The sequence below is a fragment of the Streptomyces sp. NBC_01775 genome, assembly GCF_035917675.1.
Taxonomy (GTDB): Bacteria; Actinomycetota; Actinomycetes; order Streptomycetales; family Streptomycetaceae; genus Streptomyces.
This window is the reverse complement of the sequence record NZ_CP109104.1, coordinates 2,557,426-2,575,760: the sequence shown is the minus strand read 5'-3', so window position 1 is coordinate 2,575,760 and position 18,335 is coordinate 2,557,426. Positions and strand designations below refer to the sequence as shown.

The following is an 18,335-nucleotide window of genomic DNA, read 5'->3' as shown; positions in this document are numbered from 1 at the left end:
CCCGCACGGCTCGTGCGCCGGGGAGCGGGGCGCGCGGTGTCACTTCTCGGTGAGGGCCGGGGGGTCCTGGAACTTCGAGCCCGACTTGCCGAGCGTCGCGTCGAACGCCTTCTTGTAGTCACCGTTGTCCTGGTGCGCCTTGATGGCGTCCGCGACGGCCTTCTGGAGACCCTTGTCGCCCTTCTTCAGGCCGACACCGTAGGGCTCCTCGGAGAACGGCTTGCCGACGACCTTGAGCTTGCCGGGGTTCTGCGCGGCGTAGCCCATCAGGATCGCGTCGTCGGTGGTGACCGCGTCGACCTGTCCGTCGAGCACCTGCGAGACGCACTCGGAGTACTTGCTCAGCTCGGTGACCTTGGCGCCGTACTTCGGCTCCTTGATGGTCTGGAGCGGGGTCGAGCCGACGATGGAGCAGACCTTCTTGCCCTTGACGCTGTCCGGGCCCTTGACCGCCTTCTGGTCCTTCTTGACGAGCAGCGAGGCGCCGGCGTGGAAGTACGGGCCCGCGAAGTCGATCTGCTTCTTGCGCTCGGGGTTGATCGTGTAAGTGCCGATCATCAGGTCCACGTCGCCCTTGGAGACGGCGGTCTCACGGGCGTTGGAGTCGACCGTCTTCCACTCGATCTGCTTGGCGGAGAAGCCGAGGTCGGCCGCCACCATCTTGGCGATCTCGATGTCGAAGCCCGAGTACTTCTTGGTCGACTGGTCCTGGAAGCCGAGGTAGGGCTGGTCGGCCTTGGCGCCGATGATGATCTTCCCGCGCTTCTGGGCCTTCTTCAGGGCGGGGGAGTCGACCTTGACGTCCTTGGCGGCCTTGTAGGACGGCAGCGCCTTCTCGTTCGTCTGGTCCTTGGGCTTGTCGCCGGCGGAGCCTTCCTTGCCCCCGCATGCCGCGGTGGCGGCGAGAGCCAGGATCACGGCTGCCGAGGCGGCAGTCTTGTGGAATCTCATGGTGAACATCCCTTACTTAACAGTCGTTGGCCCAGCCAGTGGCTGCCGTCGTCGCCGTGCGGTGCTCTGCCGTGCTCCGAGGTGCCTCCCGGCACCCCGCGTGGTCCGCGCCCGTCCACGGGCCCGGTGCTCAGTGGTGCAGGATCTTCGAGAGGAAGTCCTTGGCACGGTCGCTGCGCGGGTTGCTGAAGAACTGGTCGGGAGTGGCCTCCTCGACGATGCGGCCGTCCGCCATGAAGACGACGCGGTTGGCCGCCGAGCGGGCGAAGCCCATCTCGTGGGTGACCACGACCATCGTCATGCCGTCCCTGGCCAGCTGCTGCATGACCTCGAGGACCTCGTTGATCATCTCGGGGTCGAGGGCCGAGGTCGGCTCGTCGAAGAGCATCACCTTCGGGTCCATCGCGAGCGCCCGTGCGATGGCGACCCGCTGCTGCTGGCCACCGGACAGCTGCGCGGGGTACTTGTCGGCCTGGTTGCCGACGCCGACCCGGTCGAGCAGCGCACGGGCCTTCTCGTCGGCCGTCCGCTTGTCAGCCTTGCGGACCTTGGTCTGTCCGAGGGTCACGTTCTCCAGCACGGTCTTGTGTGCGAAGAGGTTGAAGGACTGGAAGACCATGCCGACATCGGCACGCAGTCTCGCCAGCTCCTTGCCCTCGGCGGGCAGCGGCTTGCCGTCGATGGTGATGCTGCCCGAGTCGACCGTCTCCAGACGGTTGATGGTGCGGCACAGCGTGGACTTGCCGGATCCCGAAGGACCGATGACGACGACGACTTCGCCGCGCGCGATGGTCAGGTCAATGTCCTGAAGGACATGCAGCGCACCGAAGTGCTTGTTGACGTTGTCCAGCACGACCAGCTCGTCGGTCGCCGGGTCAGGGCCGCCGGCGTCCTTGATCACCGATACTTCACTCATCGGCGTATAGCTCCGTCCTCGTCGGTTGCGAGGACCTTAGTGAGCTGTTGACGTGACCGTCATTACATCTGAGCTGAAATTGAGCATAACGATCTGGCCGCGACCGGGCACACTGGCTGAAGGAGACGGTGGGTGCCCCCGGCCCCCGGGCGCGGACCCGTAAGGGCTCTCCTCGCGGCAGCCCTCCGGCCGTCGCCGTACCGGCTGTATAACGGATGCCCCGGCGTGCTCAACAGGCTCTTGACTCACCTGCGCCTGTCGGCGTGGATGCACTGTCGGACCTTTCGCAGGGGGCGGTCACAAAAGGACAGGAGGAGCGTCGGTTGAGACTGCTGCTTGTCGAGGACGACGACCGGGTTGCCGCGGCGCTCTCCGCTGTGCTGGCGCGGCACGGTTTCGACGTCACGCATGTGCGCAGCGGTGCCGAGGCTCTCCAGGAACTGCTCGCGGGCGGACAGGACGCACCGGGTTTCGCCGTTGTCCTGCTCGACCTCGGCCTGCCCGACCAGGACGGCTTCGAGGTCTGCGGCAAGATCCGCCGCACCAGCTCCACTCCCGTGATCATGGTGACCGCGCGCGCCGATGTCCGCTCGCGCATCCACGGCCTCAACCTCGGCGCGGACGACTACGTCGTGAAGCCCTACGACATGGGCGAGCTGCTGGCCCGTATCCACGCGGTCAGCCGCCGTCGCACCGGCGAGGACGGAGCGGGCGCTCCCGAGAGCGGCGCACGCGACACGGCGAGCGCCGGGGGCACCGCGGGGAAAGCGGGCGGCGCGGACCACGGCACCCTGCGCCTGGGCGGAGTCACCATCGAGCTGCCCACCCGGCAGGTCAGCGTGGACGGCTCCGAGGTCTCTCTCACCCGAAAGGAGTTCGATCTGCTGGCACTGCTCGCCCAGCGGCCCGGCGTCGTCTTCCGCAGGGAACAGATCATCAGCGAGGTCTGGCGCACGAGCTGGGAGGGCACGGGGCGCACCCTCGAGGTACACGTCGCCTCGCTGCGCGCCAAGCTCCAGCGGCCGGCTCTCATAGAGACGGTGCGCGGGGTCGGCTACCGCATGGCCGCCCGGGGCGCCTGACCCGGGCGGGGCCGGGCCGGACGGACGACGATGCGCTCACGACTGCTTCCACTGCTCCTCATCCTGCTGGCCGGGGTGCTGCTCGCCCTCGGCTTCCCCCTCGCCGTGAGCCAGGCGCAGGGCGAACAGCAGCGCGTGGTGGTCGACAGGATCGACGACACGGCGCGCTTCGCCTCCCTCGCCCAGTTCGTCACGGCCCCCAGCCAGCCGGACGAGCGCCAGGCCATCCTGGAGAAGGAGCTGCACCGCTACCACGCTCTCTACGGCATCCGGGCGGGCGTCTTCTACCGTGACGGCCGGGTGATGGCCTCCTCGCCCGACGGCTGGCGCGTTCCCGGCGACGGCGAGGAGAGCGCCGACGGGCAGGGAGAGGACGGCGCGCGGGCCTTCGCCGAGGCGCTGGCCGGACGCCGCAGCCACGACCCGCCACAGGTGTGGCCCTGGCAGGAGGACGGCCGGATCGCGGTGGCCTCGCCCGTCATCCGGGACGGCGATGTGGCGGCCGTCGTCCTCACGGACTCCCCGACGGGACCGATGCGCTCGCGCATCCTGCACGGGTGGCTCGCCATCGTCGCCGGGGAGGCCGCCGCGATGCTGCTCGCCGTCGGTGCCGCGCTGCGCCTGACCGGGTGGGTGCTCAGGCCCGTACGCACCCTGGACCGGGCGACCCACGAGATCGCCACCGGCAAGCTCACCTCCCGCGTCGTCGCCTCCGGCGGCCCGCCCGAGCTGCGCAGGCTCGCCCACTCCTTCAACGAGATGGCCGGCAACGTCGAAGACGCCCTGGAACAGCAGCGCGCCTTCGTCGCCGACGCCTCCCACCAGCTGCGCAACCCGCTGTCCGCACTGCTGCTGCGCATCGAGCTGCTCGCCCTGGAGCTGCCCGAGGACAGCGAGGAGATGGCCTCCGTACGCGCGGAGGGCAAGTGGCTGGCCCAGGTCCTGGACGACCTGCTCGGCCTCGCGCTGGCCGAGCACGCGGACGCCGCGCACGCCGTGCTCACCGATGTCGCCGAGGTGGCGGCCGAGCGCGTGGCGGCATGGCGGCCGGTGGCCGAGCAGAAGGGCGTCGAGCTGACGACGGCGGGCCAGTCGGCCGCCACCGGGTGGGCGGATCCGGTGGCGCTCTCCAGCGCGCTGGACGCCGTCGTGGACAACGCTGTGAAGTTCACCCCGGAATCGGGCTCCGTCACGGTCACCGTCACCGCGGGGGGCGACCGTGTCACCGTGGAGACGGCCGACGGCGGCCCCGGACTGACCGACGAGGAACTGGAGCGGGTCGGGGACCGCTTCTGGCGCAGCGGCCGGCACCAGAACGTGTCCGGGTCGGGGCTGGGCCTGTCCATCACCCGTGCGCTGCTCGCCGGCTCAGGCGGCACGCTCTCCTTCGCGCACAACGAGCCCGAAGGCCTGCGCGTGGTGATCACCGTGCCCCGGAGCGCCCCGGACAGGGCGCCTCATCAGGGCTTGACCGAGCGGTAGTAGCGGCGCGCTCCCTCGTGCAGCGGGACCGGGTCGGTGTAGATGGCGGTGCGCAGGTCCACCTTCTGCGCCGCGTGCACCTCGCGACCGATCTGATCCCTGCTCTTGATGACCGAACGCGTGATGCCCTCCGTGAGCGCCGGATCCGTGCGGTCCGTCGTCACCAGCAGGTTGGCGATCGCCACCGTCTTGACCGACTGGCCGCGCTGCACCGTGGGGTACGCGTCCGGTGCCATCACCGCCGCCCGGTAATAGCGCGTCTCCGGCTCGATCTCGTGCAGCCGCGGCACCAGGTCGCCGAGCTGCACCAGGCGGATGTCGGTGCGGTCGGCCAGCCGCTCGACCGCCGTCGTGGGCAGGCCGCCGGACCAGAAGAAGGCGTCCAGCTTGCCCTCGGTCAAAAGTCGCGGCATCCGGTCGATGCCTTCGCGCACGGCGTCCACATCCCGGTCCATGTCCAGCCCAGCGGCCTCCAGCAGCCGTCCCGTCACCAGCGAGACCCCTGAGCGCCGCTCGCCGACCCCCACCCGCAGGCCCTTGAGGTCCTTGGCGCTGCGCACCGGAGAGTCCCTGGGAACGACCAGCTGCATGTAGTCGTCGTACAGCCGCGCGCACGCCCGGATACGGGAGGCGTATTTGCCGCCCGCGGCCTTGTAGGTGGCCAGCGCGTCGGATGCCGTGATGGTGAAGTCCGACTCCCCTGTGGCCACGCGCTCCACGTTCTGGACCGAGCCTTGGCTGCGCCGCAGTCGCAGGTCGACATCCGGCAGGTCGCGTGAGAGGCGCTGCTTCAGAAGCGTGCCGTAACGCTCGTACACGCCGGTGCGGACACCGGTGCCGAAGGTGACCCGCCCGCCGGGCGAGGGCGGGGAGGGCGGCACCAGCCACCAGGTCAGCAGCCCGCACACCACCACCATGGCTCCCGCCGCCCACAGGGCACGGCGCTGCCCCGGACGGAGCCGGTCACCCGCGCCGGGAGGCCGCACCGGATGAGGCGCCTTCAGGAGGGAACGCGTGCTGACCATGGCACGGATACTGCCAGCACACGCCGGTGGAGGGGAGAGGCGGGCACGCCCGGCGGCCATCCGGAGCGCGTACGGGCCGGCTGGTGGCGCGCTGCGGGCCCTGTGGGCTTGTCCGTGCCGTCGGGGGTGACGCGCGAGATGTACGGCCCCCACGCCGCCGCTCATGGCGTGCGCGCGACCCCGCGTCACGGCGTGCGCGCGACCCCGGCGTAGAAGGACGACTCCGCGGGCGTGAGCACCTCCGTGTCCGGGTCCGGGCGCCATTGGTGCGGCATGACCAGCCCGGGCTCCAGGAACGCCGCGTCGCCGAAGAAGCGGCGTATCTCCGCTTCTGTCCGCACCTGGGTGTGCATACCCCGCTCGTGGTAGATCCTTACGCCCTCCGCCATGGCCTCGGGGGCGAAGTCCGCGGTGCAGTGCGACAGGACGAGGAAGCTGCCCGGCGGCAGGGCATCCCGCAGCCGTGTGACGATCTCGTAGGGGCCGTCCCCGTCCGGCAGGAAGTGCAGCAGCGCGAGCAGCGACAGCGCGACCGGCCGCTCGAAATCGAGCACCCTCCGGACGGCCTCCGAGCGCAATATCCGGTCCGGATCGCGCACGTCCGCCGGCAGATACGCCGTGCGGCCCTGGGCGTCGCCGCGCATCAGGGCGCGCGCGTGCTCCAGCACGATCGGGTCGTTGTCCGTGTAGACGACCCTGCACTCGGGCGCCACCCGCTGCGCGACCTGGTGGAGGTTGGGCTCGGTGGGGATGCCGGTGCCGATGTCCAGGAACTGCCGTACGCCGTACTCCGCCGCCAGGGTCCGGGTGACGCGGGCCATGAAGTCGCGGTTGGTGCGCGTCACGCTCCGGGCGGTCGGGAGGACCTTCAGCAGGTCCTCGCCCGCCTGCACGTCCACGTCGAAGTAGGTCTTTCCGCCCAGGAGATAGTCGTAGATCCGGGCGCCGTGAGGGCGGCTGGTGTCGATGGAACGGGAGGCCGCGGGGTCGCCGGTCATGGTGTGCTTCGCCTTCCCTTTCGCTCCTCGGCGGGCTGTCGCGGGCGCTCGGCGGTCCGTTCCGTCGGCCTCACGCGTACTCCTCGCGCAGCGCCCTCAGCCAGCGGCCGACATCGGGAACGGCTTCGGAGGCCATGGCCGCCGATCGCGTATGGGCCTCCAGATAGGGCTCGATGTCCCGTCTCTCCTGGAGGTAGTGCGCGTTGGTGAGGTTCTCGACGTAGACCGTGTCCGGTATCTCGGGCTCGGCGAAGCGCAGGTAGCTGTAGTGGCCGCCGGCGGCCGGGTGCGGGCCCACGCTCAGCGGCAGGACGCGCAGCGCGATGTGCTGCTGCTCGACGGCCTCCAGGAGCACGTCGATCTGGGCACGCATGATGGCGGGACCGCCGACGGTCCGGCGCAGCGCGGTCTCATCCAGTGCCAGCCACAGCGTGGGCGGGTCCTCGCGTCTCAGGATGTGCTGGCGCTCCATTCGCAGCCCGACGCGGCGTTCGATCTTCTCCTCGGACTCGTGGGGGAATCCGACGCGCAGCATGGCGCGGGCGTATTCCGGCGTCTGCAACAGGCCCGAGACATAGTGCGGTTCATATACGGCGATCATCCGGGCCCCGCTCTCGAGGCTGAGGTAGACGCCGAACCAGTCGGGCGCCGCGTCCCGGAAGGAGTGCCACCAGCCCGGCTCCTCCGCCTTCTTGGCGAGCCGCAGGAATTCCTCGCTCTCCTTGCCGGGCACGCCGTAGTACTGGAGCAGCGAGCGCAGGTAGAGCGTGCGCAGCGCGGTCTTGGCGCCCTCCATCCGCCAAAGCGTTGCAAAACTGACATCCAGGGCGGAAGCGGCTTCCTCCTGGGAGACGCCCGCCTGCTCACGAAGTTGCCGCAGCCGTTTCGCGAGGACCATGCGGAGTACGGAGGGAGGGCTTCCGCTTCCCGACTGCACTGGACGACTCACATCCATCTACCTCCTGACCGCGCATCAGCACCGGCGAGAGTGTGACAGCAAAATCCGTCCGGGGGCAGGGTGCGGGGAGTGAAGTGAAAATTTCATCCTGACGGTTGCTGAGTGGGGCGCCAGAGGCCATAGTGACGGGCAGACCACGCTTCACGGCCCTGTGGCAGGGCCCGGACCAGTCCGACGGAAGGCGCCTCACGTGTACGCCGCCCCCGCTCGCCGGGACCCAGTACCCGCCGCCCCCGCCCTGGACGGCTCGGCCGCGTGCCAGGACTGGCAGCTCAGCTTCCCCGCCCGCAAGGGGCACGTCGCGCGGGTGCGCGCCCTGTTCACGCGGTGGCTGGAGGGCCGGCGCGAGCCGACGGTGCCCCTGAGTGTTGCCGAGAGCGCCGTCCTGCTCCTCTCGGAGCTGGCCGCCAATGCCGTCGTCCACGCGGACTGCCCGACCGGCTCCGGCCTCGTGTGCCGCGCGGCCCTCGCTCCGGCCACCGGTCCGGGAGCATCCGGCGGTGGCCTCTTGCGCATAGAGGTGCACGACCAGGCCGAGGGCGAAAGAGTGCCGCGCCCCCGGTACGGCGACGCCGAAGAGGAGAGCGGGCGCGGGCTGTGCATCGTGGCGGCACTGGCGGGCGAGTGGGGCGTACGCCGCTCCCCGCTCACGCGCGGCAACGCGGTGTGGGCGACGCTTCCGTTGCCCGTCGAATTCGGCCAGTGAGCTACGTCACAGCTGATCGTCGTCCGCCCGCCCGCCGACCGCCTCCGGGGCGAGAAGCATCCGGTCCAGCGCCTACTCTTGTCGCATGAGCAGCAGCGACCGGAGCCAGGCAGTGGGTGTCAAGGGTACATACGAGGTGCGCACCTTCGGGTGCCAGATGAACGTCCACGACTCCGAGCGGATGGCGGGTCTGCTGGAGAACGCCGGATATGTGCCGGCGCCCAAGGGCGCCGAGGCCGCCGACGTCGTCGTCTTCAACACCTGCGCCGTCCGGGAGAACGCCGACAACCGCCTCTACGGCAATCTCGGCCAGCTCGCGCCCAAGAAGGCCGCGCGCCCCGGCATGCAGATCGCGGTCGGCGGCTGCCTCGCCCAGAAGGACCGCGACACCATCGTGAAGAAGGCCCCTTGGGTCGACGTGGTCTTCGGCACCCACAACGTCGGCAAACTCCCCGTCCTCCTGGAGCGCGCCCGCGTCCAGGAAGAGGCGCAGGTCGAGATCGCCGACTCCCTGGAGGCGTTCCCCTCGACGCTGCCCACCCGCCGCGAGAGTGCCTACGCGGCCTGGGTCTCCGTCTCCGTGGGCTGCAACAACACCTGTACGTTCTGCATCGTTCCGCAGCTGCGCGGCAAGGAGAAGGACCGCAGGCCCGGCGACATCCTCGCCGAGATCGAGGCCTTGGTCGACGAGGGCGTCAGCGAGATCACCCTGCTCGGCCAGAACGTCAACGCCTACGGCTCCGACATCGGCGACAGCGAGGCGTTCAGCAAGCTGCTGCGCGCCTGCGGCCGTATCGAGGGGCTGGAGAGGGTGCGCTTCACCTCTCCGCACCCCCGCGACTTCACCGACGACGTGATCGCCGCCATGGCCGAGACGCCCAACGTGATGCCGCAGCTGCACATGCCGCTCCAGTCCGGCTCCTCCCGCGTCCTGAAGGCCATGCGCCGCTCCTACCGCCAGGAGCGCTACCTCGGGATCATCGAGAAGGTCCGCGCCGCCATCCCCGAGGCCGCGCTCTCGACCGACATCATCGTGGGCTTCCCCGGTGAGACCGAGGCGGACTTCGAGGAGACGCTGCACGTCGTACGGGAGGCCCGCTTCGCGCAGGCGTTCACCTTCCAGTACAGCAAGCGCCCCGGGACGCCCGCCGCCGAGATGGACGGGCAGATCCCCAAGGCGGTCGTCCAGGAGCGCTACGAGCGCCTTGTCGCGCTCCAGGAGGAGATCTCCTGGGAGGAGAACAAGCGCCAGGTGGGCCGCACCCTGGAGCTGATGGTCGCCGAGGGTGAGGGCCGCAAGGACGACGTCACCCAGCGCCTGTCCGGCCGCGCCCCGGACAGCCGGCTGGTGCACTTCACCCGGCCGCAGGAGCCGGTACGCCCCGGCGACGTCGTCACCGTCGAGGTCACCTACGCCGCACCCCACCACCTGCTCGCCGAGGGCGGCCCGCTCGCGGTGCGCCGCACCCGCGCGGGAGACGCCTGGGAGCGCCGCACCACGGCCCCCGATCCCGCTCCCCAGGAGGGCCAGGGCGTGATGCTCGGGCTGCCCACGGTCGGCGTGCCCGCGCCGCTGCCCGCCGCGACCGGCGGCTGCGGCACACACTGAACCCTCAGCGCCGCGGAACGGCCGTGCGACGGCGGGCAGATGAGATCCCCGCCGTCGCGGCCCGCGTCAACGCTCTCGCACGGGCGGGTGAGTCACGGCGCGGGCAGGGTGGGAAGTGGCACGTACGGCGCTTAAGCTGCGCGCCATGCTTGTCGCCGCAGCCGTATGCCCTTGTCCGCCGCTGCTCGTCCCCGAGGTCGCCAGTGGCGCTGCCCCCGAGATGGAGCCGGCGCGTGCCGCCTGCTACGACGCCCTCGGCGTCCTGGCCGCCGCGCGCCCCGACCGGCTGTATGTCCTCGGCCCCGCCGAGCAGCCCGGCCGTGGCCCCCACCCGCAGGGCACTCGCGGGTCCTTCGCGGGCTTCGGCGTCCCCCTGGAAGTGAGCCTCGGCAAGGGCGACCCCGCCCGCCGCGAGCTGCCGCCATCCCTGGCGGTCGGCGCCTGGCTGCTGGAGCGCACGGACTGGACGGGCTCCCCGGTCGAGGGGCTCGGCATCGGCGAACCGCTCGCCAGGTCCCGCTGCCAGGAGACCGGGCGCGAACTGGCCGCGGGCGCGGACCGCGTCGCGCTGCTGGTGATGGGCGACGGCAGCAACTGCCGCACTCTGAAGGCTCCCGGATACTTCGACGACCGCGCCGCAGCCTTCGACGCCGAGGCGGCACGGTCGCTGGGCTCGGCCGATGTGGACGCGATCCTCGCGCTGGACGAGGAGTTGGCCTACGACCTGAAGGCGGCGGGGCGCTCCTCCTGGCAGACCCTCGCGGGCGCGGGGGAGGGCGCGGGGCTCGCCGGCCGCCTCCTGTACGACGAGGCTCCGTACGGTGTCGGCTACCTCGTCGCGAGCTGGTCGTAGGGGCGCTGAGCCGTGACGCGTCACGGGGCTGATCCGTAACGCGTCACGGGGAGCGCATGGCAGCGGGGGTGCGCGGTGTCCCGCACACCCCCGCGAGCGCCCCTACGGCGCGCCGGACGAGGCCCAGGGCCGTCGGCGTCAGGCGCGCGGTCCGGAGCCGCTCCCACCGCCCTGCGGGCCCTGTCCGCCGCCCCTCTTGCCCGAACCGCCGCCGCTGTCGTCGGAGAGCCGCTCGGCCGCTTCCTTGGCCTTTCGCGTACCGGACTTGATCTGGGCGCTGTACTTGCCCTTGGTCTTGGAGTCCGCGGTCTGCGCGGCCTTGTCCAGGCCTCGCTGGACCTTGTCGCCGTGCTGGCCCATGAGGCCCTTGACCTTGTCCATGAAGCCCATCGTGATCACCTTTCTCCCAGGCCGTCCGGCTCTCCGCACGGCCTACTTGCGGGCGTTCTCCCCGCTCTCGCTGTCGGCGGCCTCCTCGGCCGACTGCTGCTTGGGGATGCCGACGCCGCCGTCACCACTGTCACCGCCATCATCGCCGCCACCCGCCTCGGCCGTGGCGGCGGGCTCCTCGCCCTCGCGCTTCGCGCTCTGCCCGTTCGTGCCCGAGGGCTCTTCCCGCTCACCGGATGGTGCAGGGTTTTCCGTGGCGGCGGCGTCACCGGCTGTGTCCCCGGTTCCGGCCTCCGCGCCGGAAGCGGGGCTTCCGGGGGCGTCGGCGGCTCCGGGGGTTTCAGCGGCCCCGTCGGTCCGGTCGGCCTCGGACGGTGCGGACTTCTCGTCCGCCCTTTCCGTCGGCTCGTCGGCTGCGGTTTCCTTCGCGGGAGTGGCCTCAGCGGTGTCCTCTGTTGACTTGCCGGACGAACGACCGAGAAGCCTCGCAAAAACGCCCATATCTACTCCAGACCTTACTCGTGTGGGCGAAATCCCGCGCCTTGCGGAGCGTCTCATTGCGCCGCCCCGAGGCACCGGCGCGCAAACCGGCTGTCGGAACCTCGCAACTGGCAACGACCCCATGCGCGGCCCGTCACGTCGCTCGTTCGGGAAGCGGGAGCGGCGTTTGCGAGACTTAAGCCGTGAACGCCCAAGCCGCAACCCCGCAGCCGCCGCCCGCCTCTCCCGGCGCCCCGCCGGTCATCGCCGTCGTGGGCCCCACAGCGGCCGGAAAGTCGGACCTGGGCGTCTTCCTGGCCCGGGAGCTGGGCGGCGAGGTCATCAACGCGGACTCCATGCAGCTCTACCGCGGGATGGACATCGGCACCGCCAAGCTGAGCGTCCAGGAGCGGCAGGGTGTGCCGCACCATCTGCTCGACATCTGGGACGTCACGGTGGCGGCCAGCGTCGCCGAGTACCAAAGGCTCGCCCGCGCCGAGATCGACAAGCTGCGCTCCCAGGGGCGCGTGCCCGTTCTCGTCGGTGGCTCCGGCCTGTATGTGCGCGGTGCGCTGGACGCCATGGACTTCCCCGGCACCGATCCGGAGGTGCGCGCCCGGCTGGAGGCGGAGCTGGCCGAGAGCGGCCCCGGCCCGCTCCACGCTCGGCTCGCCCGCGAGGATCCGGAGGCGGCCCGCGCGATACTGCCCAGCAACGGGCGCCGTATCGTCCGCGCCCTGGAGGTCATCGAGATCACCGGCCGGCCCTTCACCGCCAACCTGCCCGGCCACGAGGCCGTCTACGACACCGTCCAGATCGGAGTCGACGTCGCGCGCCCCGAACTGGACGAGCGGATCGCACGCCGGGTGGATCGCATGTGGGAGGCGGGTCTGGTCGACGAGGTGCGTGCGCTGGAGGGCGAGGGGCTGCGCGAAGGGCGCACGGCTTCGCGCGCCCTCGGATACCAGCAGGTGCTCGCTTCCCTGGCGGGCGAGTACACCGACGAGGCGGCGCGTGCCGAGACGGTCCGTGCCACCAAGCGGTTCGCGCGCCGTCAGGATTCCTGGTTCCGGCGCGATCCCCGGGTGCACTGGCTCAGCGGAGCCGAGGCGGACAGGGCGGAACTGCCCGGTGCCGCGCTGGCGTTGCACGCGAGCGCGGTCACAGCCTGATCACGTGATGGCATCGGGAGGCACTGTGCGACCGTCCCGTTACCCCCGGCATGCCATCATCGACCATCGTTCGAGCCGTTGAGCCGAAGTTGGGAGGGCGCGTGGCGATGGAGGCCGGCCCTCGTGACAACGAAGAGATCCCGGTGAACGGAGAGTCCCCCGAGACGGCAGAGCCCGCGATGAATCTGGTCAACGGGGTATCCCGTACGAAGGACGCCCCGGCCGCTTCGGTCCCGGCGCCCGGGGCGGAACCGGAACCCGAGCAGGACCTCGAAGCGGAACAGGAAGCGGAACCTCAGGACGTGGTGTCCGAGGAGGGCGAGGACGGTGCGGTGCCCGACGGCGCCGAGCCCCCGGTCGAGCCCCACGAACTGCGCCCCCAACGCAAGCTGCGGCTGTGGCAGCTGGCCCCCATCGTCGTGCTGGGTGCCCTCGGGTCGCTGATGTTCGCCTTCCCCCTCGCCTTCGAGCCGGGCGGCAGCTCGGGTGCCGTGGTCTCCATGCTGGGCCTGCTGCTGTGCGGCTGCGCCGCGGGCTGGGGCGTCATGGCGGCCCGCAGGGTCGGCCAGACCTGGCCGGGGCTTCCGGCGAGAGGCTCCGGCAAGCGGCCCGACTGGCGCGTCGTCCTGATCTACGCCGTGGTCGTCTGCACGGTGGTCGTCCTGGCGGTCTGGCGGGTCGCCCGGCTTCGTGGTTGAGCCGTGCACGTGTCCCGTACGATCGAAAGCGTGACCAGCGCACAGGGCGTGCCGTTCCTGAAGGGACACGGCACAGAGAACGACTTCGTGATCATCCCCGACCCGGACGGCCTGCTCGATCTGTCTCCGGAGGCGGTAGCACGGCTGTGCGACCGGAGGGCGGGCATCGGCGCCGACGGGGTCCTGCGCGTCGTCCGCTCGGCGGCCCATCCGGAGGCCAGGGCCATGGCCGGTGACGCCGAGTGGTTCATGGACTACCGCAACGCGGACGGCTCGGTGGCCGAGATGTGCGGCAACGGAGCCCGGGTCTTCGCCCGCTATCTGGAGCGCGAGGACCTGGCCCAGCCCGGCGACCTCGCCATCGCGACCAGGGCCGGGGTGCGGCAGATCCACATCGCCAAGGAAGGCGGGGACATCACCGTCGCCATGGGCACCGCCCAGTTGCCCGAGGGCGCCGACGGCGAGGTCACCGTCGGCGTGGGGGGCCGCGCCTGGCCCGCGCGCAAGGTCGGCATGGGCAATCCGCACGCCGTGGCCTTCGTCGCCGATCTGGCGGAAGCCGGACCGCTGCTGGAAGCGCCCGAGACGCTGCCCGCCACCGCGTACCCGGACGGAGTCAATGTCGAGTTCGTCGTCGACCGGGGCCCGCGTCACGTGGCGCTGCGGGTGCACGAGCGGGGCGCGGGCGAGACCCGCTCCTGCGGCACCGGCGCCTGCGCCGTGATGGCGGCGACCGCGCGCAGGGACGGCGCCGACCCCAGGCGGGACGGTGTTCCCGCCACCTACACCGTGGATGTGCCCGGCGGCCGGCTCGTCATCACCGAGCGGCCCGACGGCGAGATCGAGATGACCGGCCCCGCGGAAATCATCGCCGAGGGCAGGGTCGATTCGGGCCTGCTTCCATGAGAGGCCGGTCCTAAACGTCGCACGATGGGGTGATCCCGCTCACTGTGAGCGCGACCCGGTCAGCGGCACATGATGGGGTCGATAGCATCGCACCCCCTGCCGGGGTGCACAGGAGCGGGAGGTGCCCATGAGCGCGGTGCGCAGTCTGCGGAAGCTCAGCAAGGCGGCGCTGTTGGGCGTCACGCCCAGGGGTTCCCTGCCGGACGCCATCGAACATGTGGCGAAGGTCCACAGGGCCCACCATCCGGGCGCCGATCTGCGCCCCCTGCGCAGGGCCTATGTGCTGGCCGAATCCTCCCACCGCGGCCAGATGCGCAAGAGCGGCGAGCCCTACATCACCCACCCCCTGGCCGTCACACTCCTGCTGGCGCAGCTCGGCGCCGAGACGACGACGCTCACCGCCTCCCTGCTGCACGACACCGTCGAGGACACCGAGGTGACCCTCGATCAGGTGAGGGAGGAGTTCGGCGAAGAGGTCTCCTATCTGGTCGACGGCGTCACCAAGTTGGAGAAGGTCGACTACGGAACGGCCGCCGAGCCCGAGACCTTCCGCAAGATGCTCGTCGCCACCGGCAGCGACGTGCGCGTCATGTCGATCAAGCTCGCCGACCGGCTGCACAACATGCGCACCCTCGGCGTGATGCGCCCCGAGAAGCAGGCCCGGATCGCCAAGGTCACCCGGGACGTGCTCATCCCGCTCGCCGAACGGCTCGGCGTGCAGGCACTCAAGAGCGAGCTGGAAGACCTCGTCTTCGCCATCCTGCACCCCGAAGAGCACGCCACGACCCGTGAGTTGATCCGCGAGCACACCGCGCGGCCCGACCCGCTCACGGGCATCGCCGCCGAGGTGCGCCGCACGATGCGCGAGGCCGGGATCGCGACCCAGGTGCTCATCCGTCCCCGGCACGCCGTCTCCGTGCACCGGCTGCGGCTCAAACGCGGCGAGCTCGGCGACTGCGACTTCGGGCGGCTGCTGATCCTCGTGGGCGAGGACGCGGACTGCTACGCCGTCCTCGGCGAACTGCACACCTGCTTCACCCCGGTGATCTCCGAGTTCAAGGACTTCATCGCCGCGCCGAAGTTCAACCTCTACCAGTCGCTGCACACCGCCATCGCCGACACCGACGGCAGGGTCGCCGAGGTGCTCGTACGCACCCACCGGATGCACCGTGTCGCGGAGGCGGGGGTCGTCGCCCTTGGCGACCCGCACGCCGCCGATGCCGTCGAGAGCGCCGAGGCCGCCGAGGCCGCAGCATCCGAGGGGGCACCGGGGGAGCGGGCCGACCCCACGCGCCCCGGGTGGCTCTCCCGGCTTCTGGAGTGGCAGAGCAACGCGCCGGACTCGAACACCTTCTGGGCCGAGCTCCATGACGAGCTGGCGCAGGATCGCGAGATCACCGTCTACTGCGCCGTAGCCGCCCCGGAGGGCACCGGCGGCGGAACGCAGCCCCTCCCGGCCGGGGCCACCTGCGTCGACGCCGCCTACGCCCGGCTGGGTGAGGCCGGACACCGCTGTATCGGCGCGCGCGTGAACGGCCGGCTGACCTCCCTCACGACAGTGCTGCGGGACGGCGACGCGCTTCAGCTCTTCCTGGAGCCCGGCAGCGGCAGCCCCTCGGGGCCGTCCCCCGAGTGGCTCGATCACGTGCGCACCCCGGCCGCCCGCATCGCCATCCGGCAGTGGCAGGCCGCCCACACCCAGCCCCAGGACCGTCCCCAGGCGGAGCGCTCCGGAGTCACCGGATTCCCGGCCCCCGCCGGCGACGAAGCGGCCGTCGCCGACGGCGCGGCGGCCTCGTCCACACCGCCGGCACCGGGCGAGCCCGGCCCGGACAGCCCCGTTCTCGCACCATCCGGTGACCCGGCTGCCGAGAACACCCCCGTCGTCCCCGGTCACCCCGGCACACCGGTCCGGCTCGCCCGCTGCTGCACACCGGTACCGACCGACGCGGTCACCGGATTCCCGGTGCGCGGGGGCGCCGTCACCGTGCACCGCGACAGCTGCCAGTCGGTGGCCCGGATGGCCTCCGCCGGGCGCACCGCGCTCTCCGTACGGTGGGAGCAGGGCGCCGTGGGATGCAGGGTCACCCTCCGGGCCGAGTCGTTCAGCAGGCCCCACCTGCTCGCCGACCTCACCGAGACCATCGCAGCACAGGGCGCCGCCGTCGTCTCCGCCGACGTCGAACCCCCGCGCGAACAGCGCGTACGGCACACCTACACGCTCCAACTGCCCGACGCCGCCGGGCTCCCCGCGCTGATGCGCGCCATGCAGCAGGTGCCCGGCGTCTACGACGTGACCCGGGCCGTCCGCCAGGTCGCCGCGGGCTGAGCCGTACCCGTCCGTTCGGGTGGACGCGCCCGCGCCACGCCGGAGCGGGTGCCGGGCGCTGGTAGCGATGGGGCATGCCCCTCACACGCTCACGCTCCGGACTCCGCCGCCGCTGCGTACTGGCGGGGACGGTCACAGCGGCTGTTCTCGGCCTCGTCGCCGCCGCTCTCCCCGCTCCCCGGCCCGCAGGCATCGGCGACCGCCTTTTCCCCCACCTGGGAAACCCGGGCTACGACGTACGCGCGTACGACCTCGACTTCCACTACAGCGGCGACAACACCAAGCCGCTGACGGCCCGTACGAAGATCGACGCGGGGGTCACCGCGGACTTCCTGGAGCGCTTCAACCTCGACTTCGCGGCCGGTGAGGTGCGCTCCGTACGGGTCAACGGGCTGCCCGCGCGGCACGTGCGGGCGGGCGAGGATCTGGTGGTCACCCCCGCCCGGCCCCTGGCGCGCGGCTCCCGGCTGCGCATCGATGTGAGGCACACCAGCGACACCTCCAAGCCCGACGGCGGATGGCTGCGCACCAAGGACGGGCTGGCCATGGCCAACCAGGCCGACGCGGCCCACCGTGTCTTCCCCTCCAACGACCACCCCTCGGACAAGGCGCTGTTCACCTTCCGCGTCACCGCGCCCCGGGGACTGACCGTCGTGGCGGGTGGCCTGCCCGCGGGGAGGGCCGGAGCCGGTGCCGACACCGTATGGAGGTACCGGATGGTGCACCCCATGGCCACCGAACTGGCGCAGATCTCCATCGGCCGCTCCGCCGTCGTCAGGGGCACCGGGCCGCACGGCCTGCCGCTGCGTCACGTCGTACCCGCCAAACAGCGCACGGCGCTCAAGCCGTGGCTGGAGCGGACCTCCCGGCAGCTGATCTGGATGGAGCGCAGGGCGGGGCGCTACCCGTTCGAGAACTACGGCGTGCTGGCAGCCGACGCGCAGACCGGCTTCGAACTGGAGACCCAGACCCTGTCGCTGTTCGAACAGGAGCTGCTGATTTCGCGCACGTACCCGGCCTGGTACAAGGAATCGCTGATGATGCACGAGCTGGCGCACCAGTGGTTCGGTAACAGCGTCACGCCTCGTATGTGGACCGACCTGTGGCTCAACGAGGGCCACGCCACTTGGTACGAGTGGTCCTACGGCGCGGAGCGCGGCGGCCCCTCTCTGGAGCGCAGGACGCGGGAGGCGTACCGGCAATCCGACGCCTGGCGCAAGCGCTTCGGTCCACCTGCCGCGCTGCGGCCCGCCGAGGAAGGCAGCAAGACGCGGCTGTTCAGCAGCATGGTCTACGACGGCTCGGCCGTGGTGCTCTACGCGCTGCGCGAGCGGATCGGCGCCGCGGCTTTCGCACGGCTCCAGCGGGCCTGGCCCCAGCGGTACGCCGACGGCAACGCCACCACGGCCGATTTCATCGTCCTGGCGAGCGAGATCTCCGGACAGGACCAGAGCGCGTTCTTGAAGAAGTGGCTCTACGGGAAGACCACCCCGCCCATGCCCGGCCACCCGCGCTGGACCAAGGGCTGAAGGCTTGGGGGTGCGGGGAGGCGAGCTGCGGTGGGCTGAGGGGAGGCGAGCCGCGGCGGGCTGAGGGGAGGCGAGCCGCGGCGGGCTGAGGCGGGCCGCCGGATACCCTCGCTCGAAACCAGGGTGACTGCTCCGCTCCAGCGTGCCACCATCGTTGTGCCGCACCCCCCCCGGGGGGCCGCGGCCTCCGGGCCTGGCCCCGGCCGGCGGGGAATCTTCTCGGCCGCACGGGCGTTGTCCGGAACAGAAAT

Annotated in this window: 17 protein-coding genes; 10 read left to right on the top strand and 7 right to left on the bottom strand. The window is 71.3% G+C overall.

All coding sequences use genetic code 11. The annotated features are described in order from the left end of the window. Positions 1 to 39 precede the first annotated feature (39 nt). Positions 40 to 951 (bottom strand): glutamate ABC transporter substrate-binding protein, encoded by a 912-nt coding sequence (locus tag OHB04_RS11560; protein ID WP_326687592.1) that lies wholly within the window; start codon positions 949 to 951, stop codon positions 40 to 42. Positions 952 to 1,081: 130 nt separating this feature from the next. Beyond that, positions 1,082 to 1,867: an amino acid ABC transporter ATP-binding protein gene (locus tag OHB04_RS11555; RefSeq protein ID WP_326687591.1), complete on the bottom strand. Its 786-nt coding sequence runs from the start codon at positions 1,865 to 1,867 to the stop codon at positions 1,082 to 1,084. A gap of 323 nt (positions 1,868 to 2,190) precedes the next feature. Between OHB04_RS11555 and OHB04_RS11550 the strand changes: the two genes are divergently transcribed. After that, positions 2,191 to 2,949: a response regulator transcription factor gene (locus tag OHB04_RS11550; RefSeq protein WP_326687590.1), complete on the top strand. Its 759-nt coding sequence runs from the start codon at positions 2,191 to 2,193 to the stop codon at positions 2,947 to 2,949. 30 nt (positions 2,950 to 2,979) lie between these two features. Next, the gene (locus OHB04_RS11545) at positions 2,980 to 4,431 is read left to right on the top strand and encodes a sensor histidine kinase (RefSeq protein ID WP_326687589.1); all 1,452 of its coding nucleotides are present in this window, start codon (positions 2,980 to 2,982) and stop codon (positions 4,429 to 4,431) included. On the opposite strand, the gene OHB04_RS11540 is transcribed toward OHB04_RS11545, so the two are convergent. From OHB04_RS11540 to OHB04_RS11530, 3 genes are all read right to left on the bottom strand, one after another. Further along, positions 4,410 to 5,456, bottom strand: a complete 1,047-nt coding sequence (locus OHB04_RS11540; RefSeq protein WP_405805816.1) for a TAXI family TRAP transporter solute-binding subunit — start codon at positions 5,454 to 5,456, stop codon at positions 4,410 to 4,412. The genes OHB04_RS11545 and OHB04_RS11540 overlap by 22 nt on opposite strands. Before the next feature lie 185 nt (positions 5,457 to 5,641). Beyond that, on the bottom strand, positions 5,642 to 6,454 hold the full coding sequence (locus OHB04_RS11535) for an SAM-dependent methyltransferase (protein ID WP_326687588.1): 813 nt from the start codon (positions 6,452 to 6,454) through the stop codon (positions 5,642 to 5,644). A 70-nt stretch (positions 6,455 to 6,524) separates the two neighbouring features. Then, positions 6,525 to 7,352 (bottom strand): helix-turn-helix domain-containing protein, encoded by an 828-nt coding sequence (locus tag OHB04_RS11530; protein WP_326687587.1) that lies wholly within the window; start codon positions 7,350 to 7,352, stop codon positions 6,525 to 6,527. Positions 7,353 to 7,602: 250 nt separating this feature from the next. On the opposite strand from OHB04_RS11530, the gene OHB04_RS11525 reads away from it, so the two are divergent. The 3 genes from OHB04_RS11525 to OHB04_RS11515 all read left to right on the top strand — a co-directional run bounded on the left by OHB04_RS11525 (position 7,603) and on the right by OHB04_RS11515 (position 10,580). After that, entirely contained in the window at positions 7,603 to 8,118 is a 516-nt protein-coding gene (locus OHB04_RS11525) for an ATP-binding protein (RefSeq protein WP_326807416.1), read from the top strand. A gap of 85 nt (positions 8,119 to 8,203) precedes the next feature. After that, positions 8,204 to 9,727: a tRNA (N6-isopentenyl adenosine(37)-C2)-methylthiotransferase MiaB gene (miaB, locus tag OHB04_RS11520; RefSeq protein ID WP_326807415.1), complete on the top strand. Its 1,524-nt coding sequence runs from the start codon at positions 8,204 to 8,206 to the stop codon at positions 9,725 to 9,727. Between the two features lie 145 nt (positions 9,728 to 9,872). Next, positions 9,873 to 10,580, top strand: coding sequence for a class III extradiol dioxygenase subunit B-like domain-containing protein (locus OHB04_RS11515; RefSeq protein ID WP_326687584.1), 708 nt, complete (start codon positions 9,873 to 9,875; stop codon positions 10,578 to 10,580). A 138-nt stretch (positions 10,581 to 10,718) separates the two neighbouring features. On the opposite strand, the gene OHB04_RS11510 is transcribed toward OHB04_RS11515, so the two are convergent. Together OHB04_RS11510 and OHB04_RS11505 are read right to left on the bottom strand one after the other, a co-directional pair. Then, a complete protein-coding gene (locus OHB04_RS11510) occupies positions 10,719 to 10,970 on the bottom strand; it encodes an antitoxin (RefSeq protein WP_326687583.1) in 252 nt (83 codons plus the stop codon). Positions 10,971 to 11,012: 42 nt separating this feature from the next. Continuing rightward, complete coding sequence (locus OHB04_RS11505) at positions 11,013 to 11,471, bottom strand: hypothetical protein (protein WP_326807414.1); 459 nt, start codon at positions 11,469 to 11,471, stop codon at positions 11,013 to 11,015. A gap of 182 nt (positions 11,472 to 11,653) precedes the next feature. On the opposite strand from OHB04_RS11505, the gene miaA reads away from it, so the two are divergent. The 5 genes from miaA to OHB04_RS11480 all read left to right on the top strand — a co-directional run bounded on the left by miaA (position 11,654) and on the right by OHB04_RS11480 (position 18,084). Further along, positions 11,654 to 12,622, top strand: coding sequence for a tRNA (adenosine(37)-N6)-dimethylallyltransferase MiaA (miaA, locus tag OHB04_RS11500; protein ID WP_326687581.1), 969 nt, complete (start codon positions 11,654 to 11,656; stop codon positions 12,620 to 12,622). 107 nt (positions 12,623 to 12,729) lie between these two features. Beyond that, on the top strand, positions 12,730 to 13,320 hold the full coding sequence (locus OHB04_RS11495; protein WP_405807552.1) for a hypothetical protein: 591 nt from the start codon (positions 12,730 to 12,732) through the stop codon (positions 13,318 to 13,320). Positions 13,321 to 13,350: 30 nt separating this feature from the next. Continuing rightward, positions 13,351 to 14,226, top strand: coding sequence for a diaminopimelate epimerase (gene dapF, locus OHB04_RS11490; RefSeq protein WP_326687579.1), 876 nt, complete (start codon positions 13,351 to 13,353; stop codon positions 14,224 to 14,226). Between the two features lie 127 nt (positions 14,227 to 14,353). Further along, positions 14,354 to 16,555, top strand: a complete 2,202-nt coding sequence (locus tag OHB04_RS11485; RefSeq protein ID WP_326687578.1) for a RelA/SpoT family protein — start codon at positions 14,354 to 14,356, stop codon at positions 16,553 to 16,555. A 74-nt stretch (positions 16,556 to 16,629) separates the two neighbouring features. Then, complete coding sequence (locus tag OHB04_RS11480; protein ID WP_326807413.1) at positions 16,630 to 18,084, top strand: M1 family metallopeptidase; 1,455 nt, start codon at positions 16,630 to 16,632, stop codon at positions 18,082 to 18,084. Positions 18,085 to 18,335 lie beyond the last annotated feature (251 nt).

Bases quoted from the DNA above. Each gene is read 5' to 3' on its own strand.
- OHB04_RS11555 (WP_326687591.1), bottom strand. From the start codon at position 1,867: ATGAGTGAAGTATCGGTGATCAAGGACGCCGGCGGCCCTGACCCGGCG.
- OHB04_RS11515 (WP_326687584.1), top strand. From the start codon at position 9,873: ATGCTTGTCGCCGCAGCCGTATGCCCTTGTCCGCCGCTGCTCGTCCCC.
- miaB (WP_326807415.1), top strand. From the start codon at position 8,204: ATGAGCAGCAGCGACCGGAGCCAGGCAGTGGGTGTCAAGGGTACATAC.
- OHB04_RS11510 (WP_326687583.1), bottom strand. From the start codon at position 10,970: ATGGGCTTCATGGACAAGGTCAAGGGCCTCATGGGCCAGCACGGCGAC.
- OHB04_RS11540 (WP_405805816.1), bottom strand. From the start codon at position 5,456: ATGGTCAGCACGCGTTCCCTCCTGAAGGCGCCTCATCCGGTGCGGCCT.
- OHB04_RS11495 (WP_405807552.1), top strand. From the start codon at position 12,730: ATGGAGGCCGGCCCTCGTGACAACGAAGAGATCCCGGTGAACGGAGAG.
- OHB04_RS11535 (WP_326687588.1), bottom strand. From the start codon at position 6,454: ATGACCGGCGACCCCGCGGCCTCCCGTTCCATCGACACCAGCCGCCCT.
- OHB04_RS11530 (WP_326687587.1), bottom strand. From the start codon at position 7,352: ATGGTCCTCGCGAAACGGCTGCGGCAACTTCGTGAGCAGGCGGGCGTC.
- OHB04_RS11505 (WP_326807414.1), bottom strand. From the start codon at position 11,471: ATGGGCGTTTTTGCGAGGCTTCTCGGTCGTTCGTCCGGCAAGTCAACA.
- OHB04_RS11485 (WP_326687578.1), top strand. From the start codon at position 14,354: ATGAGCGCGGTGCGCAGTCTGCGGAAGCTCAGCAAGGCGGCGCTGTTG.
- OHB04_RS11545 (WP_326687589.1), top strand. From the start codon at position 2,980: ATGCGCTCACGACTGCTTCCACTGCTCCTCATCCTGCTGGCCGGGGTG.
- OHB04_RS11480 (WP_326807413.1), top strand. From the start codon at position 16,630: ATGCCCCTCACACGCTCACGCTCCGGACTCCGCCGCCGCTGCGTACTG.
- OHB04_RS11560 (WP_326687592.1), bottom strand. From the start codon at position 951: ATGAGATTCCACAAGACTGCCGCCTCGGCAGCCGTGATCCTGGCTCTC.